This window comes from Embleya sp. NPDC001921, assembly GCF_053594475.1.
Genome location: NZ_JBSFEO010000008.1, coordinates 213,217 through 229,350 on the forward strand (window position 1 = coordinate 213,217; position 16,134 = coordinate 229,350).

Annotated in this window: 12 protein-coding genes; 1 reads left to right on the forward strand and 11 read right to left on the reverse strand. The window is 71.6% G+C overall.

Annotation, left to right across the window (positions count from 1 at the left end):
- Positions 1-72 precede the first annotated feature (72 nt).
- The 9 genes from ACWCPW_RS12375 to ACWCPW_RS12415 form a co-directional block, all read right to left on the reverse strand.
- Positions 73-1,620 (reverse strand): ABC transporter substrate-binding protein, encoded by a 1,548-nt coding sequence (locus ACWCPW_RS12375; RefSeq protein ID WP_449761503.1) that lies wholly within the window; start codon positions 1,618-1,620, stop codon positions 73-75.
- Positions 1,602-2,672: an ABC transporter ATP-binding protein gene (locus ACWCPW_RS12380; protein WP_449761504.1), complete on the reverse strand. Its 1,071-nt coding sequence runs from the start codon at positions 2,670-2,672 to the stop codon at positions 1,602-1,604. The genes ACWCPW_RS12375 and ACWCPW_RS12380 overlap by 19 nt, the downstream gene beginning before the upstream one ends.
- On the reverse strand, positions 2,669-4,633 hold the full coding sequence (locus ACWCPW_RS12385; protein WP_449761505.1) for a dipeptide/oligopeptide/nickel ABC transporter permease/ATP-binding protein: 1,965 nt from the start codon (positions 4,631-4,633) through the stop codon (positions 2,669-2,671). The genes ACWCPW_RS12380 and ACWCPW_RS12385 overlap by 4 nt, the downstream gene beginning before the upstream one ends.
- Positions 4,634-4,806: 173 nt before the next feature.
- Entirely contained in the window at positions 4,807-5,754 is a 948-nt protein-coding gene (locus tag ACWCPW_RS12390) for an ABC transporter permease (protein WP_449761506.1), read from the reverse strand.
- A gap of 452 nt (positions 5,755-6,206) precedes the next feature.
- Positions 6,207-7,775 carry a carboxylesterase/lipase family protein gene (locus ACWCPW_RS12395; RefSeq protein WP_449761507.1) on the reverse strand — a complete coding sequence of 523 codons (1,569 nt, stop codon included), beginning with the start codon at positions 7,773-7,775 and terminating at the stop codon, positions 6,207-6,209.
- Positions 7,776-8,184: 409 nt separating this feature from the next.
- Positions 8,185-9,705: a carboxylesterase/lipase family protein gene (locus tag ACWCPW_RS12400; protein ID WP_449761508.1), complete on the reverse strand. Its 1,521-nt coding sequence runs from the start codon at positions 9,703-9,705 to the stop codon at positions 8,185-8,187.
- Between the two features lie 342 nt (positions 9,706-10,047).
- Positions 10,048-10,857 carry an ABC transporter ATP-binding protein gene (locus ACWCPW_RS12405; RefSeq protein ID WP_449761580.1) on the reverse strand — a complete coding sequence of 270 codons (810 nt, stop codon included), beginning with the start codon at positions 10,855-10,857 and terminating at the stop codon, positions 10,048-10,050.
- Positions 10,858-10,882: 25 nt separating this feature from the next.
- Positions 10,883-11,929: a FecCD family ABC transporter permease gene (locus ACWCPW_RS12410; RefSeq protein WP_449761509.1), complete on the reverse strand. Its 1,047-nt coding sequence runs from the start codon at positions 11,927-11,929 to the stop codon at positions 10,883-10,885.
- Positions 11,926-12,993: a FecCD family ABC transporter permease gene (locus ACWCPW_RS12415; RefSeq protein ID WP_449761510.1), complete on the reverse strand. Its 1,068-nt coding sequence runs from the start codon at positions 12,991-12,993 to the stop codon at positions 11,926-11,928. The genes ACWCPW_RS12410 and ACWCPW_RS12415 overlap by 4 nt, the downstream gene beginning before the upstream one ends.
- Positions 12,994-13,151: 158 nt before the next feature.
- Here ACWCPW_RS12415 and ACWCPW_RS12420 point away from each other — a divergent pair, with 158 nt between their 5' ends.
- Complete coding sequence (locus ACWCPW_RS12420; RefSeq protein WP_449761511.1) at positions 13,152-14,168, forward strand: ABC transporter substrate-binding protein; 1,017 nt, start codon at positions 13,152-13,154, stop codon at positions 14,166-14,168.
- Between the two features lie 141 nt (positions 14,169-14,309).
- Here the strand turns inward: ACWCPW_RS12420 and ACWCPW_RS12425 are convergent, their stop codons facing one another.
- Together ACWCPW_RS12425 and ACWCPW_RS12430 are read right to left on the reverse strand one after the other, a co-directional pair.
- On the reverse strand, positions 14,310-15,131 hold the full coding sequence (locus ACWCPW_RS12425) for an ABC transporter permease (RefSeq protein ID WP_449761512.1): 822 nt from the start codon (positions 15,129-15,131) through the stop codon (positions 14,310-14,312).
- Between the two features lie 7 nt (positions 15,132-15,138).
- Positions 15,139-16,107 (reverse strand): ABC transporter ATP-binding protein, encoded by a 969-nt coding sequence (locus ACWCPW_RS12430; protein WP_449761513.1) that lies wholly within the window; start codon positions 16,105-16,107, stop codon positions 15,139-15,141.
- Between the last annotated feature and the right edge of the window lie 27 nt (positions 16,108-16,134).

The following is a 16,134-nucleotide window of genomic DNA, read 5'->3' on the forward strand; positions in this document are numbered from 1 at the left end:
GACCGTCCCGTCCCACGTCCTGCGGACCGTGGTCGGAAGCCCGTGGCGTCTCGCGACGCCACGGGCGACCGCCTACCGGGGTGCGACCACCCACGCGACGTCCGGCAGGTAATTGGGGGCGGAGGTGAAGCCGGAGAGCTTCTTGCCGTTGAACGCGTAGATGCCGTCCATCCGCATCACGGACACGAACCAACCCTGGTCGACGACGTAGCGCAGTACCTCCTCGTATCGCGCCCCCTGTCGGTCGGCGGGCGCCGCGGCGGCCTCGGTCAGTCGGCGGGTGAGTTCGGGGTCCTCGGAGGCGAACGGGTTGAACGCGGTGGCGTGCGGCAGCAGCCAGTCCAGCGACATCAGATAGGTGGGCGCCGCGCCGTAGCCGAAGGCGAGCACGGGGAACTTCTTGGAGGTGGCGTTGGCGAGCCACTGGCCGACGCTGGTGTCGGTGGTGACCTTGGCGTTGACGCCGATCTGTTTCCATTGCTCGACCACGGCCTGGGTGGCCAGGTCCATGCCGAGCAGGTTCGTGGTCTCCATGTCGAAGGAGAAGCCGTTGGGGTAGCCGGCCTCGGTCAGCAACTGCTTGGCCTTCGCCGGGTCGTACGGATAGCGCCGATCGAGCTCCGCCGAGAAGCCGTCGGCTCCGGGCAGGGCGACCTGGGTGGTGGGTTGTCCGTACTGCTGGACCAGGGCCTTGGTGATCGACTCGCGGTCGACGGCGTGGTTGAGCGCCTGTCGGACCCGGACGTCCTTGAGCGGGGGAGCCACCGTGCCGGCCCGGTCGACCAGGTCGACGCCGAGGGTGAACAGGGGTGTGTTGCTGATCTCCAGGCCGCCTGACCTGGCGGTGGCGACCTGGCCGGCGGTGATGTTCAGCACGTCGGCCTGGCCGGTCTTGACCGTCTGGAGCGCGGAGTTGGGGTTGGGGATGACCTTGATGACCACCGTCTTCCAGTGGATCCTGCTCTTGTCCCAGTACCGGGCGTTGGGCGTGTACGTGTAGTGGTCGCCCGACACCGTGCGGCCCGCGTCGAGGACGTAGGGGCCGGCGCCGAACGAGGCGGTACCCATCTTCGCGGGGTCCGCGAGGCCGGCCGGGCTGATCACCGAACCGACCAGGGACACGTGGTCCAGGAGCCGGGGCAGCACCGGGTTCGGGGTCGCGCAGTGGATGCGCACGCTCAACGGGCCGGTCGCGGTGATCGACTCGATCGACGACAACCAGGAGACGTTGAGCCCGTTCTTGCGGGTGTAGTTCAGCGACGCGGCGACCGCCTCGGCGGTGAGCGGCGTGCCGTCCGCGAACGTCACACCCTCGCGCAGCTTGAACTCGAAGTCGGTGTTGCCGGTCCCGACATAGCCCCATTCGGTGGCCAGCGCGGGTTGGGTCCTGCCGTTCGGGTCGAGTCGAAGAAGCGTGTCGTAGGTCAGGTTCACGAACCAGTTGTCGGAGCCGACATTGGCTTTGGCCGGGTCCAGGCTGGCCGGCGGGCCGAGCGAGACGAGGGTGAGCGTGTCGCCCTTGCCGCCGGAACTGCCCGTAGACGAGCCGCCACAACCGGCGGCGACCAACACGAGTGCGGCAACGGCCGCTACCGCATGGGCTATTCGGAGTCTTCGCAAGACGATCCCTCTCTCACGTGGTGACCGGTGGGAACCGGCTGCTGCTTCGCCGAACGGTTCACGGCGACGGGATGGGGGTGCAGTTCCGCACTGCGGTGGCACGCGGCCGTGTGCGTGCCCGACGGGCCCGGGAGGGGCAGCGGTTCGGGGCGGACGGTGTGGCAGATGTCCACCGTGTGCGCGCAGCGGTGCGCGAAGACGCAGCCGGCCGCCGAGGGCGGGCGGGGCGGCTCGGCCGCGACGCGGTGCCGCCTGCGGGCGCGTTGTGCGCGCGGGTCGGGCACCGGCACGGCGGCGAGCAGGGTCCGCGTATAGGGGTGGACGGGGTCGGAGTAGACCTCGTCGGCGGTGCCCGATTCCATCACCCGGCCGCGGTAGAGCACGATGATGCGGTGGGACAGGTGCCGGACCACGGGCAGGTCGTGCGCGATGAGGAGATAGCTGAGCGCGAACTCCCTTTGCAGGTCCCCCAGAAGGTTCATCACCTGGGCCTGGATCGACAGGTCGAGCGCGCTGACCGGTTCGTCGCAGATCACCAGCCGCGGCGAGATCATCAGGGCCCGGGCGATCGCGATCCGCTGGCGCTGCCCGCCGGAGAACTGTCCCGGGTAGCGGTCGGCGGTGTCGGCCGGCATGCCGACCCGTTCGAGCATCGTCGCGACGCGCTCGGCGATCGCCGCCCGATCCGACCGCCGCCGCGCCACCAGCGGTTCGGCCAGGGTCCGGCCGATGGTCCGGGCGGGGTTGAGCGAGGAGTACGGGTCCTGGAAGACCACCTGCAGGCGGTCGGCCAGGTCGCGGCGCGTGGCGCGGGCGGCGTGTGTGATGTCCGTGCCCTGGAAGTGCACCCGACCGGAGTGGATCGGGTTCAGGCCCAGGACGGCGCGCCCGATGGTGGACTTGCCGGAGCCGGATTCGCCGACCAGGCCGACGGTCTCGCCTTCGCGGATGCTCAGCGAGACGCCGTCCACCGCGCGCAGTGGAGGTGTCCGTCGGCCCTGGCGGAACTCGACCGCCAGGTCGCGGATGTCGAGGACGAGGGGTGGTGTCATCGGCGGGATCCCTCCGTGAGCAGGTGTTCGGCATGCACGCAGCGGGTGAGTCGCTCGGGTGCCGGTTCGACCAGGGCCACCGGTTCGCGCGTGCACGCGTCGGTCACGCGCGGGCAGCGTGCGGCGAACGCGCAGCCGTGCGGCCGGTTTCCGGGCGCCGGGACCGACCCGGGGATGGTCGGGAGCGGTCCGCGGGCGCCCGCGTGGTGGGGGTTGGCCGCCATCAGTCCGGCGGTGTAGGGATGCAGCGGTACGTCGAACATGGCGTCCACGACGGCCTGTTCGACGACCTGGCCGGCGTACATGACCACCGCGCGTCGACACAGGTCGGCGACCACACCCCAGTCGTGCGTGACGATGAGTACGGCCATCCCGGTCTCGGCCTGGAGGGTGCGCAACAGATCGAGGATCTCCGCCTGGACGGTGACGTCCAACGCGGTGGTCGGTTCGTCCGCGATCAGCAGCCGGGGTTCGCCGGCCAGGGCCAGTGCGATGGCCACCCGCTGGGCCATGCCGCCGGAGAGCTGGTGGGGGTAACGCCGGGCCACCGCTTCCGGGTTCGGCAGGTTCACCAGGTCCAGGAGTTCGCGCACGCGCCGCCGGGCGGCGGCGCGGTCGCACCGACGGTGTCGGCGTACCGCCTCGGCGAGTTGTCGGCCCACGGGGTAGGTGGGGTCCAGGGCGACCATGGGTTCCTGGGAGACGTAGGCGATGCCGGATCCGCGCACGCTCGCCAACGCCTCGGGCGCGTCCACGAGTTCGATCCCGTCGAAGACCACGCTGCCGGCGCTGATCCGGCCGCCGCCGGGGACCATGCCCAGGATGCCGAGCGAGGTGACCGACTTGCCGCAGCCGGATTCGCCGACCACTCCCAGGGTTTCCCCCGGTTGGACGTCGAGGCTGAGCCCGTGCACGACGAGTACGCCGCCGATCTCGATCGACAGGTCCCGCACCGACAGCAGCGCCGTCGGATCCGGCGCGCCGGTGGTGCTCCCCGGGACCGGGCGTTGCGCCCTCTCCCGCCGCGTCGCACCGGAGCCCTGCCGGACCGACCAGTTCTCCACGGCCGCGTCGCGCACCGCGTCGCCGAGCAGGGCGAGCGCGACGACGGTGACGACCATGGGGACGCCGGCGGGGACGAGCATCCACGGGTCGCGGTCGATGGCTTGGGAGGCGTCGGAGACCAGGCCGCCCCACGAGGGGTCGGGCGGCTGTGCCCCGAGCCCGAGGAAGCCGAGCCCGGCCTGGATGGTGACCACGATCGCGGCGAACAGCGCGGCCTGGACGATGACGATGCTCGCCATTCGGGGCAGGATGTGCCGTGCCAGGATCCGCGGGTGGGACAGGCCCGCCACCTTGGCCGCGTCGACGTACAACTCCTCGCGGATGCCCAGGGTTTGCGAGCGCAGGATGCGGACGAGTCCGGGACTGCCGAGCACCCCGAAGGTGATCATCGCGGCGTGCAGGTTGCCGGGGAAGACCGACAGCACCACCAGCACGATGATGATCCCGGGCAGTGCGAACATCAGGTCGGCGGTCCAGGTGATCAGCCGGTCCACGCGTCCGCCGAGGTAGCCGGCGAGCAAGCCGAGGGTCACCCCGAGGAACAGGTGGACCACGAGTGCCTCGGCGACGGCGAGCAGGGTGGACCGGCCGCCGAACAACAGCCGGCTGAGCAGGTCGCGGCCGAGGCCGTCGGTGCCGAGCAGGTGTGCCCCGGAAGGGCCCGACAGGACGCTGCCGAGGTCCTGTTCGAGCGGCCCGTACGTGGTGACCGCCGACGCGCCGGTGGTGGCGAGGGTCAGCAGTACCAGCCATCCCAGCGCGAACACCGCGACGGGTCGGCGGAGCACGCGACGGGCGAGACCGGCGCGCACCGGTTCGGCGGGCGTGTGCCGGCCGGGCCCGGGGGTCGTGGGGTCGGACGTCCCGGAGTCGGCGGCAGCCGGGTGGGAAGTCACCTGGTCGGAAGTCGCGGGGTCGGAAGTCGCATGGGAAGTCGCCTTGGAAGTCGCTTCGGAAGCCACGGGGTTGGAAGCCTCGGGGTTGGAAGCCGCGGCGGCGGAGGTCGCGACCGGGGAGGTCGCGGCGCCGGAGGTCACCGACCCGGAAGTCGCCTCTGTGGTCGGCTCGTTCATGCCGCACGCACCCTCGGGTCGAGCCGGCTGTAGGCGAGGTCGACGAGCAGGTTGACCAGCACCACGAGCAGGGTGATGTACAGGACGGTGCCCTGGATGAGCGGGATGTCGTGCTGCACGGTGGCCTGTTGGATCACGCCGCCCAGGCCCGGCATCGCGAACACGGTCTCGACGAAGACGGTGCCGGCGAGCAGGTTGACCAGGACGACGCCCAGGACGGTCACCACCGGCATGGCCGCGCTGCGCAACACGTGGCGGTACAGGATCGATCGCGGCGCGAAGCCGTTCGCCTCCATGACCCGGATGAAGTCCTTGCCGGAGACGTCCAGTACGGAGTCCCGGGTCTGTTTCGCGATGATCGCGACCGCGCCCAGGGACAGCGACAGCACGGGCAGTGCCAGTGAACGGGCCCATTCGAAGGGGTCCTCGGCCAGGGGCACGTAGCCGGTGACCGGGAACCAGGCCAGTTTCACCGCCAGTCCGGCGATCAGGACCAGGGCCAGCCAGAACGCCGGGACGGCGAGTCCGAGCAGCGACAACACGTCGACGGCCCGGACCAGCGCCCCACCGCGTCGCGCGCTGAGCACGCCGAGCGCGACGCCGACGATTCCGGACAGCGCGGTGCCCGCCAGGATCAGCGACAGCGAGACCGGGAGCCGGCTGCCCAGGATCGCGGTGACCGGCTCGCCGCTGAACAGCGAGGATCCCAGGTCGCCGCGCGCGACCCCCTTCAGCCAGTGCCAGTACTGCACGGGCAGCGGCTGGTCCAGGCCCAGTTGGTCGCGAACGGTGTGGTACTGCGCTTCGGTCGCGTGTTGGCCGACGATGGTCCGCGCGGGGTCCCCGGGCACCAGGGAAACCAGGACGAACGTGAGGGCGGAGACCGCGAACAACAGAGGGATCGAGGACAGCAGCCGGCCGGCCACTGTTCGGAGTACTGCCATGCGCTCACCTCATGGGGTGGGGTGTAGCCCGTCGGGCGCGGGGAGCGGGCGGCGCCATTGCCGTCACCGGGAGCGTTGAAGAGGGTGGTCGGCCGGTGCTCGGCCTGTGGTCGGTCGGTGCTCGGCCTTCGAGCGGCCTGTGCTCGGCCTGTGCCGGGCCCGGGCCTGGAGGGTGGTCGGCCGGTGGTCGGCCCCGTCGGCGGGTGGCCGACCCCGGCTGCCCGCGGTCGCCGGACGGGCAGAAGGCGGGCACCGTCCGGCGCCGTGGGCAGGTTTCGAGATCGTGCGGCGAGCGGGACGAAAGCGGATCGCGCCGGTCCCTCGACTGCGCGGTGGCGGAGCACCGCGTCGGATCACCATCAATTCACCGTGGAAGCTGATTCGATTCAGCGATCAACGGAATCGTACTGCGGAATTTTGACCACCGCTAGATTTACTGCATACGAGCGAGATTACAGTTCCGACCGAACCCGCCAGAGGCGGCGCGAGGCGGCCAGCGGGTCCACGACCACGGTGGGCTCGACGTCCCAGACCCGGGTCGACGCGTCCGTCGCGGTGAATCGCGGCCAGCCGGGATCGCCGGTGGTCGCGAACGAGATCCACGCGGAGCGAAGCGCCGCGGAGACCTGGAAGAAACTCGCCGGCGGCTGCTTGCCGCCGAACAGGAACCCGCCGAGCTCGCCCCTGGCGTGCCCGAACGTCGCCGGCACGTCGAGCGTGTGGACGGCCCCCAGGACGCCGCCCAACACCGGGCAGGGCCAAGCGAATTCGTACAGGAAGGCGCGACCGCCGGCGGCCGCGTGCGCCTGCGCCAACCAGGTCGACGGCATCCGGAACAGCGAGTCGGAATACATCGCGGTGTACACCTCGCCGTCGCCGCGCCCGGACATCGCCGCCCGATAGACCGCCGGCGCGTCGGCGTCCAGGCCCAGCAGCCTCGCGGTCTCGGCCGGGTCGGTCGAGCGGCGCGCGGGCTTGGGCGCCGCCTTGTCCCGCGGCGGTCGGCTGCGCGCCATCGCCAGGAGCTGCGGCAGCGACTTGGCCATGCCGAGCACGGTGGGCCTGATCGCGCCCTGCTGCAGCGACCACAGAGTGAACTCGTCGCGGGTGTACCCGGAGATCAGGTCGATGTCGCGGGCGACCCCCGAGGCGAGCGCGAGCCACGGCTTGTCCACCACCGTGACCCCGTCGATCGTCGGCGAGAACGCGGTGATCGCCTCCGGGGTGCTCCACGCGGCCGGATCCGCCTCCATCGCCGCGAGCGGGACGTCCTGGACGGCCAGCAGGACCTCGGGCGGCACGTCGGCGAGATGGTCCGGGTCCACGCCCGCCGCGTCGGTGATCAGGGTCGAGATCCGCCGCGCCTCCTCCTGCGGGATGTAGCGGCCGGCCAGACTCTGCACGATGGCGCGGCGGAACAGGCCGTGCGCCGCGGGCGCGCTCATCAGGGCCGCGATCGAGGCGCCACCGCCGGACTCGCCGAAGACGGTGACGTTGTCCGGGTCGCCGCCGAACCCGGCGATGTTGTCCCGGACCCAGGTCAGCGCCGCGATCTGGTCGAGGAAACCGCGATTGGCGGGAGCGCCGGGAACGTGGCCGAACCCCTCGAAGCCCACCCGGTAGTTGAAGGTGACCAGCACGACGCCGCCGCGCGCGAGCACCGCGCCGTCGTGGGCCGGGTCACCGGAGTGCCCGGACTTCCAGCCGCCGCCGTGGATCCACACCATGACGGGCAAACCGTCGCCCGCGCCGCCCGGCGTCCAGACATTGACGCTCAGGCAGTCCATTCCGTCCTCGGGCAGCCACACCCTGGGCGAGCCGGGCACCAGGGGAAGCTGCGGCGGCGCCGCGCCGAACTCGCGTGCGGGACGAACGCCCGCCCACTTCGGCGGCGCGCTCGGCGCCTGGAAGCGCAGCGGCCCCTCGGGAGGGGACGCGAACGGGATTCCCTTGAATACGGTCGGCGCGGTCGAGACCACGCCTTCGACCTCACCGCCGGTGGTCTTGACGATCATGCCCATGGACATCCTCCTGTCCTCGACGTGCGTCACCGTCGAGACGTGTCGAAAAACGTGGACCGGCCGGAACGCCGGCGTGGACGGGTACGGATACGGCCGCGGCTCGGGGTGGGCCGGCGGCTCGATCCGCGGCGAACGCGGCGAAACGTGCCGCTGTCGTGGAGCGCCGGGCGTGGGCGGCGGGGGTGGGCCGGCTCGCTGCGCGGCGGAACGCGGACTGTCGTGGAGCGCCGGCGCGGAGGGCTTGGGGTGGGCCGGTCCGGTGCGCGGCGAACATGGGGAAGGTGGACTGTCGCGGTGGAGCGTCGGCGTGAAGGCCGAGGCCCCAGTATCTTGAAATTTGGACGACAGTCAATGAGACGCGATAGATGGTGTGTCGGCTCGTCGATGACCTCGGTGCCCGTCCGCGCGTTCAGTGCGCCTCGGCGACGTCGTCGAGCAGCCGCAGCGCCCGGTCCGGATCCTGCTCGACACGCGAGGCGTGATCGAAGGTCATGGTGTGCCGGTGCACCCGGTCGTACGCCGGCCACAGCCCCGGATCGCCGTCCCGGGCGAACGCCGCCCAGGCCCGGCCGAGGGTGTCCACGAGTTCCTGCGGTGGCCGTGCGCCGGTGAACCGCTCGACCCCGTCGAGTGCCAAGTTGTCGAAGACGAAAGGCAGTTCGAGCGAATGGCAGGCGCCGAGCCGGCCGTCGAGCGCGGTCGAGGGCCAGCAGAACCGGTATCGCCACACGCCTGCGCCGCCGAGGCCGGCCCGCGCCTCGGCCAGTCGCCGGGTCGGGGCCCGGAACGCCCGGTCCCCGATCAGCGCGGAGACCAGGCCCGGCGGCGAGGTGTCCGGTTCGACACCGCGGAAGGCCGCCAAGGCCGGCTCCGGCGCGCCGTAGGCCGCGGCGAACAGGGGCGCGAGCGCCGCCGGCGGCACCTCGCTCGCGGACGGGTCGAGCACGGTGAACATCCGACCCTCGTCGGCGTTGGCGCCCAGGATCAGCGGGATGTCGGCGCCCGCGCCGTCGCGGATCCGCGCCAGCGGCGTCCCGGTCAGCGTCAGGCCGTCCACGACCGGCCCGAACGCCAGGGCCACACTCTCGCTCCTCGCCCACCGCGCCCGGCTCACCGCGTCCTGGGCGCGGAGCAGGTCCGCGGTCGGGACGTCCAGGATTCGACGCGCCCGGGCGGGACCGATCCCCAGCTCGGCGAGTACCTCGCGGGTCACCTCGGCCGCCGAGGCGGTGTCGTGTGTGCCCTCGCCGCTGCCGCTCTGCAGGATCGCCTTGTGGAACAGGCCGCCGGACCCGGAGGCGGCCAGGTGGGCGGCGATGCTCCAGGCGCCGGCCGACTGGCCGAACAGGGTCACGTTGCCGGGGTCGCCGCCCAGGCGCGCGATGTTGTCGCGGACCCAGGCGAGCGCGGCGCGCTGGTCGAGCAGGCCGAGGTTTCCGGAGTGCCGGTAGCCCTCGCCGAGCAGCTCGCCGAGGTAGAGGAAACCGAACGCGCCGAGGCGGTAGTTGAGGGTGACCACCACCACGTCGTGTCGTTTCGCCAGACGGGCTCCGTCGAACACCGGGTCGCTTCCGCTGCCGGTGAGGAAGGCCCCGCCGTGCAGCCACACCATCACCGGTCGCCGCGCGGCATCAAGGCCGGGCGTCCACACGTTCAGATTCAGACACTCCGCCTCGTCCCGAACGAACGGAGGGTGGCCGAACATCCGTTCCAGGACGGCGTCGTGGTTCTGCGGTGCGGCCGGCCCGTACGCCCGGGCGTCGCGAACCCCGATCCAGGGCTCCGGGGGCAGCGGCGGGCCGAAGCGCCGCGTGCCGATCGGCGCCGCGGCATAGGGAACGCCCTTGAAGGCGAAGGAATTTCCGTGCGCGGTGCCCCGGATGGCGCCGTGCGATGTCGAGACGATCACATCGGGAGGCGAATCCTGCATGCTCGTGGTTTCCCTTCGGTCCGCGCCGGACACCCCAGCGGCGTCCGACGCCGAGGTCAGTATGCCGCTGACATGACGACAGTCAAGGAAACTCGATTGATGATCTCGGGATGTGGATGCGCGACGGTTGCCGCCCGGTCCGTGCGGGGACCGCCGGCTGCGCGTGGTGCCGGCGCGTACTTCGGCGGTATGGGGGGCGCGTTGTGGTCGCGCGGGACGGCGAATCGACGCGTGGTGCCGCCCGGTTCGCGAGCTGCGATCAGCAGGTGCGCCGAACGGCGCGGCCGAACGGCGCGAGCGGTCGACCGCCGGTCGGGCGGGTCGGCCGCGCGCGCGGGGGGTCTACGCCTTCACGGACGGCTCGCCGGCCTCCCGCCGGCCGCCCAGGGGGATCACCAGCGGGACGCCCGAGACCGGGCACGGGATGACCGACGTGCGCAAGTCGAAGACCTCGTGGACCAGTTCGGGGGTGACGATGTCGGCGGGAGGACCCGCGGCCACGACGCGGCCGGCGCGCATCGCGACCAGATGGTCGGCGTACCGGCACGCGTGGTTGAGTTCGTGCAGGACCATCACGACGGTGCGTCCGTCGGTGCGGTTGAGGTCGGCGACGAGTTCGAGCACGTCGACCTGGTAGGCGAGGTCGAGGTAGGTGGTGGGCTCGTCGAGCAGGAGCACGTCGGTGTCCTGGGCGAGCGCCATCGCGATCCACACGCGTTGCCGCTGGCCGCCGGAGAGTTCGTCGATCGAGCGCTCGGCGAGGGCGGTGGCGCCGGTGACCGCGAGTGCACGATCTACCACGGCTTCGTCGGCCGAGGACCATTGCCGCCACCAGCGCTGGTGCGGAGTACGCCCGCGGGCGACGAGATCGCGGACGGCGATGCCGTCGGGCGCGGTCGGTGTCTGGGGCAACAGGGCCAGGCGCAGGGCGAGTTCGCGTCCGGGCAGGTCGGCGATGTCGCTCCCGTCCAGGTGTACGACGCCCGCCGCGGGCTTGAGCAGGCGGGCCAGGGCGCGCAACGCGGTGGACTTGCCGCACGCGTTGGGGCCGACGAGCGCGGTGACCTTGCCTGCGGGGATGTGCAGGTCGAGGTCGTCGGCGACGACGCGGTCGCCGTAGCCCAGACGCAGGCCGCGACCGGACAACCCCATGGTGTCGAGTGCGCTGGTGGTCACGTCAGCCTCCCTTTCCGGCCCGGTTGGTTCGGGCGAGCAGCCACATCAGGTACGGGGCGCCGACCGCGCCGGTGACCACGCCCACCGGCAGTTCGGTCGGCGAGAAGGCGAGCCGGGCGGCGAGGTCCGCGGCGAGCAGGGTCGCGGCACCGACCAGTCCGCTCGCGATCAGCGGGATGCCGGCGGTGCCGGCGAGTCTGCGGGCGATCTGCGGTGCGCCGAGCGCGATGAAGGCGACCGGTCCGGCCGAGGCGGCGGCCACCGCCGCCAGGCACGTGGCCACCACGAGCAGCGCGATCCGGGCGCGGCGCAGCGGCATCCCGAGGCTGAGCGCGGTGTCGTCGTCGAACTGGAGCAGTTGGTACGGGCGGGCCAGCGCGAGCGTGAGCGGCACCAGGACCAGCAGCGCGAGACCCACCCAGCGCACGTGCGCGTAGTCGCGCCCGTTGAGGCTGCCGGTGAGCCAGACCATGGCCCGGGAGGCCTGGTCGATGTCGGCCCGCGCGAGCATCCAGCGGGTCAGGGCCATCAGCACGCCGTGCATCGCCAGGCCGACCAGCACGAACCGGTAGCCGGTGATGGTGCCGCCGCGGTAGGCCATTACGTAGATGAAGACCGCGGTGAGCAACGCCCCGGCGAGTGCGCCGAAGGGGACGGCGCCGAAGGACGCGGCGCCCGCCGAGGTGACGCCGCCGATCAGGATCGTGCAGACCGCGCCGGCGCTCGCCCCGGCGGAGATGCCGATCAGGTCCGGCCCGGCCAGCGGATTGCGGGTGACGGCCTGGAAGATCGCGCCGGACAATCCGAACGCGAGGCCGACGAGCAGCGCGGTCAGGGCGCGCGGCAGCCGCAGTTCACGCACGATCAGGTCGGCGTCGCCGGAGCCGACGCCCAGCAGCGAGTCGACGACGTCGCGGATCGGGATGGAGTACGTGCCGATGGACACCGACGCCACCAGGCCGCACGCGATGAGCGCGAGCAGCGTGCCGGCGACGATCGCGACGCGCGGACGAACGGACATGCCGAAGGGGCCGAGTTCGACTCTCATCGGGCGTGCTCCTTGAGCTTGCCGCGCTTGACCAGCGCGATCAGGAACGGCGCGCCGATGATCGCGGTGACCACGCCCACCTCGAGTTCGCCGGGGCGCGCCACCACCCGGCCGATCACGTCGGCGCCGATGGTGAGGGTCGCGCCCGCGAGGCCGGAACAGGGGACGAGCCAGCGGGCGTCGGGGCCGGTGAAGGCTCGGACCACGTGCGGAACGACCAGGCCGACGAAGGTGATCGGGCCGGCGGCGGCGACCGCGGCGCCGGCGAGCAGGATGACCGCGAGGGCGCCGAGCGCGCGGGTGGTGCCGACCTTGACGCCCAGGGTCGAGGCGAGGTCGTCGCCCAGGGCGAGGGCGTTGAGCCGGCCGCACAGACCGAGGGCCAGGATCAGCCCGACTGCCACGAACGGCAGGAGGCGGACGCCGAGATCGGTGTCGCGTCCGGCCAGCGAGCCGACCGCCCAGAAGCGGTACTGGTCGAGGGTGCGGACGTCCAGGAGCACGAGGGCGTTGGTGAACGCGTCCAGCAACGCGGTCACGGCGGCGCCGGCGAGGGCGAGTTTGGCGGGGGTGGCGCCGCCGTACCCGGTGCCGCCGACGACGTAGGCGAGCAGGCCCGCGAGCGCGCCGCCGAGGAAGGCGAACCACACGTACTGGTAGGGGCTGGTCAGTCCGAGCAGGCCGATGCTCGCGGCGACCGCGCAGGCCGCGCCCGCGCTGACCCCGATCAGCCCGGGGTCGCCGAGCGGGTTTCGGGTGATGTCCTGCGCGACCGCGCCCGCCACACCCAGCGAGATGCCCACCAACAGGCCCAGGAACGTGCGCGGGACGCGCAGATCCCGAACGATGATCGCGTCGCCCTCGCGGCTGCCGCCCAGCGCGTGGAAGACATCCGCGAGCGGGACGTTCTTGGCGCCGATGGCGAGCGACGCGAACAGGACCGTTGCCAGGGCCGCGAGCAGGACGGCCGCCACCGTGACGCGGCGGCCGGCGCCGTGGCGCTCCGGCGCCGGTGGTCGTTCGGGTGCCGCCAGTGGGGCGGCGAGATCGATGTTCGAAGGCACGAACGTAAGGTAAGGCACGCCTAAAATCCGGAAAACACGACCCTGTCGCTTGTGCCCGGATAGGCAAGGCTAACCTCATCCCCACTTCCCGGATGCGGATGGCCTCGCGCTGCGCCGTGCCCGGACATCCTGCCGAATCGCTCATCCATGGAGGGCACATGCTCACGCTCGGACGCCGCGGACGGAGCGCCCGTCTCGGCCTCGCCGCACTGGCCATCGCGCTGACGGCGGGCCTCGCCGCGTGCGGCGAGGACTCCGACGACAAGGCCGCGGGCACCGACAAGCCCGCGGCGGCGTCCTCCGGCGCGGCCGCCTCCACGGCCTCCTTCCCGCGCACGATCACGCACGACAAGGGCACCACCACGATCAAGGAGAAGCCCAAGCGCGTGGTGGCGCTCGACAACAGCCTCGTCGAGGCGGTCGCCGCCCTGGACGTTCCGCTGGTCGGCGGCATCGGCTCCTACCGCGACCAGAAGGGCTTCCCGCCCTACCTCGGCGACGCGGTGAAGAACACCAAGGACGTCGGCCCGCTCGACAGCCCCAACCTCGAACAGATCGCGCTGCTCAAGCCCGACCTGATCGTCTCCGCGACCGTGCGACACGACCAGTTGTACGCGCAGTTGTCCAAGATCGCGCCGACCGTCTTCGTCAAGACCACCGGTCCGATCTGGAAGGAGAACGTCAAGCTGGTCGGCCAGGCGCTCGGCGAGGACGACAAGGCCAAGGCGAAGCTGACCGCGTACGAGACGCGCGCCAAGAAGGTCGGCGACGCGATCAACGCGAAGGCGAACAAGCCGACGGTGTCCATCGTGCGCTTCGTGGACGGCCCGACGCGCATCTACCTCGGCAAGACGTTCAGCGGGATCATCCTGAGCGACATGGGCCTGACCCGTCCCGAGAACCAGCGCGACCCCGAGAAGTTCAACATCGAGGTCAGCGAGGAGCAGATCGGGCAGGCCGACGCCGACTACATCTTCCTGACGTCCTTCTCGGGCGGCGAGGAGCGCAAGGCCAAGTTCATGGCCAACCCGCTGTGGCAGCGCCTGAAGGCCGTGCAGGCCGGACACGTGTACGAGGTCAAGGACGAGAGCTGGATGACGGCGGTGTCCCTCCAGGGCGCGGACGTGGTCCTGGACGACCTGGCCCGCACGTTCGCGGTCGACCCGGCGAAGTAGCGCGATCGATCCGGGCGTGGTGTACCGACGCGTCGCGCGTCGGTGACCGTGCGGCCGGGGAAGGCGTCGACCGTTGTGCGGTCGGCGCCTTCCGGCGTGTTCGTGGTGGGTCGGGGGCGTCAGGACCCGGGCGTGCCGGGATCAGGCGTCCCGCTTCTCCAGGAGGAGTGCGCCCAGGAGCAGCAGGAGCAGGGTCTCGGCGACGAAGACCGCGAAGCCGGTCCACGGTCGGAACATCTTGTCCGCGGCCTCGACCGCCATGACCTGTCCGCCGGCGTTGGCGGGCATCAGCTTGGCGATCCAGTCGCCGGTCCTGCCCGGGATCAGGCCCACCACGCCGCCGACCACGAAGATCAGCGCGATGCCCAGGGTGATGGCGCCGGCGGTGTGCCGCAGCAGCACGCCCAGCGCCATCCCGAACAGGCCCAGGACGGCCAGGTACAGGCCCGTGCCGATCAGCGCCCGGAGCACGCCGGGTTCGTCGATGCCGACACCGACGTCCTTGGCGTCGAGCATCAGGTTGGCCAGGAAGTAGCAGCAGAACGCGGTGACCGCCCCGACCACGAAGAGGACGAGGGCCAGCACCAGGGCCTTGGCGGCGAGCATCGAGGCGCGCCACGGCACCGCGGTCAGGCTGGTACGGATCATGCCGGTCGAGTACTCGGCGGTCATCGACATCACCCCGAGCACCAGGGCGGCGATCTGGCCGAACGCGACGCCGACGGTGAGCAGGTCGGGAGCGTCGTTCTGCTTTCCCTCGGCCACGTCGTCGGCCACATCGCCCGCCGCCAGGGCGGCGATGCCCCAACTGATCAGGACACTCACCACGAACAGGGCGAGCAGCGTCCACATGGTCGAGCGTACGGTCTTGATCTTGGCCCATTCGGAGTCCAGGATCCGGGCGAAGGTCAGCCGCGGGGCGTGCCCGAAGGCGGTGGGCGCGGTGGGCGTGGTCGTCGTCATGGAGGCCTCATCCGATCCGGTCGGCGGTGGCCGGCGGACCCCAGCCCGGGACCGCGGCGGCCTCCGGGGGCGCGCCGCCGGTGTGGTACTCGACGCTGTCGGCGGTGAGCCGCATGAACGCCTCCTCGAGCGAGGCCTCGACCTTCGCCAGTTCGTGCAGGAACACCCCGTTGTGCCCGGCGAGGTCACCGACCTGATCGGTACTCACGTCCTGGACCAGCAGCGCCCCCGCCTGATCCCGCGTCACCTGCCAGCCCGCGTCCGTCGCGAGCCGGGCGAGTCGGTCCGCCTGCGGCGAGCGCACCCTCACATGGCTGATCGAGTTCTCCGCGATGAATTGGGCCACGCCCGTGTCGGCGAGGATCCTCCCGCGCCCGATGACCAGCAGGTGGTCGGCGGTGAGGGACATCTCGCTCATCAGATGGGAGGAGACGAAGACCGTGCGGCCCTCGCCGGCGAGCCGCTTCATCAGGTTCCGGATCCACAGGATGCCCTCGGGGTCGAGCCCGTTGACGGGTTCGTCGAACAGCAGCACCCGAGGGTCGCCGAGCAGCGCCCCGGCAATCCCCAGGCGTTGGCCCATACCCAGGGAGAAGCCCCCGGAGCGTTTTCGGGCGACGGAGGTGAGGCCGACCGTGTCCAGTACCTCGTCCACCCGGGTGAGCGGGATGCCGTTCGACTTCGCCAGCACCACCAGGTGGTCGCGGGCGGTGCGGCCGCCGTGCAGGGCCTTGGCGTCGATGAGCGCCCCCACCTCCACCATCGGCGCGGCCAGGTCCCGGTAGGCCCGACCGTCCACCGTCACCCGACCGGCACTGGGCCGGTCCAGGCCCAGAATCATCCGCATCGTGGTGGACTTTCCCGCGCCGTTGGGGCCGAGGAACCCGGTGACCCGTCCGGGGTGAACCTCGAAGCTGACGTCGTCGACAGCCGTCTTCGCTCCGTACCTCTTGGTGAGGCCTTCCGCAACAATCATGGATATATGCCGCCTTCTCCTCGGGCG

Coding starts and splice junctions, on each gene's coding strand:
- ACWCPW_RS12410 (WP_449761509.1), bottom strand. CDS start 11,929: ATGAGAGTCGAACTCGGCCCCTTCGGCATGTCCGTTCGTCCGCGCGTC.
- ACWCPW_RS12390 (WP_449761506.1), bottom strand. CDS start 5,754: ATGGCAGTACTCCGAACAGTGGCCGGCCGGCTGCTGTCCTCGATCCCT.
- ACWCPW_RS12380 (WP_449761504.1), bottom strand. CDS start 2,672: ATGACACCACCCCTCGTCCTCGACATCCGCGACCTGGCGGTCGAGTTC.
- ACWCPW_RS12400 (WP_449761508.1), bottom strand. CDS start 9,705: ATGCAGGATTCGCCTCCCGATGTGATCGTCTCGACATCGCACGGCGCC.
- ACWCPW_RS12420 (WP_449761511.1), top strand. CDS start 13,152: ATGCTCACGCTCGGACGCCGCGGACGGAGCGCCCGTCTCGGCCTCGCC.
- ACWCPW_RS12405 (WP_449761580.1), bottom strand. CDS start 10,857: ATGGGGTTGTCCGGTCGCGGCCTGCGTCTGGGCTACGGCGACCGCGTC.
- ACWCPW_RS12425 (WP_449761512.1), bottom strand. CDS start 15,131: ATGACGACGACCACGCCCACCGCGCCCACCGCCTTCGGGCACGCCCCG.
- ACWCPW_RS12430 (WP_449761513.1), bottom strand. CDS start 16,107: ATGATTGTTGCGGAAGGCCTCACCAAGAGGTACGGAGCGAAGACGGCT.
- ACWCPW_RS12395 (WP_449761507.1), bottom strand. CDS start 7,775: ATGGGCATGATCGTCAAGACCACCGGCGGTGAGGTCGAAGGCGTGGTC.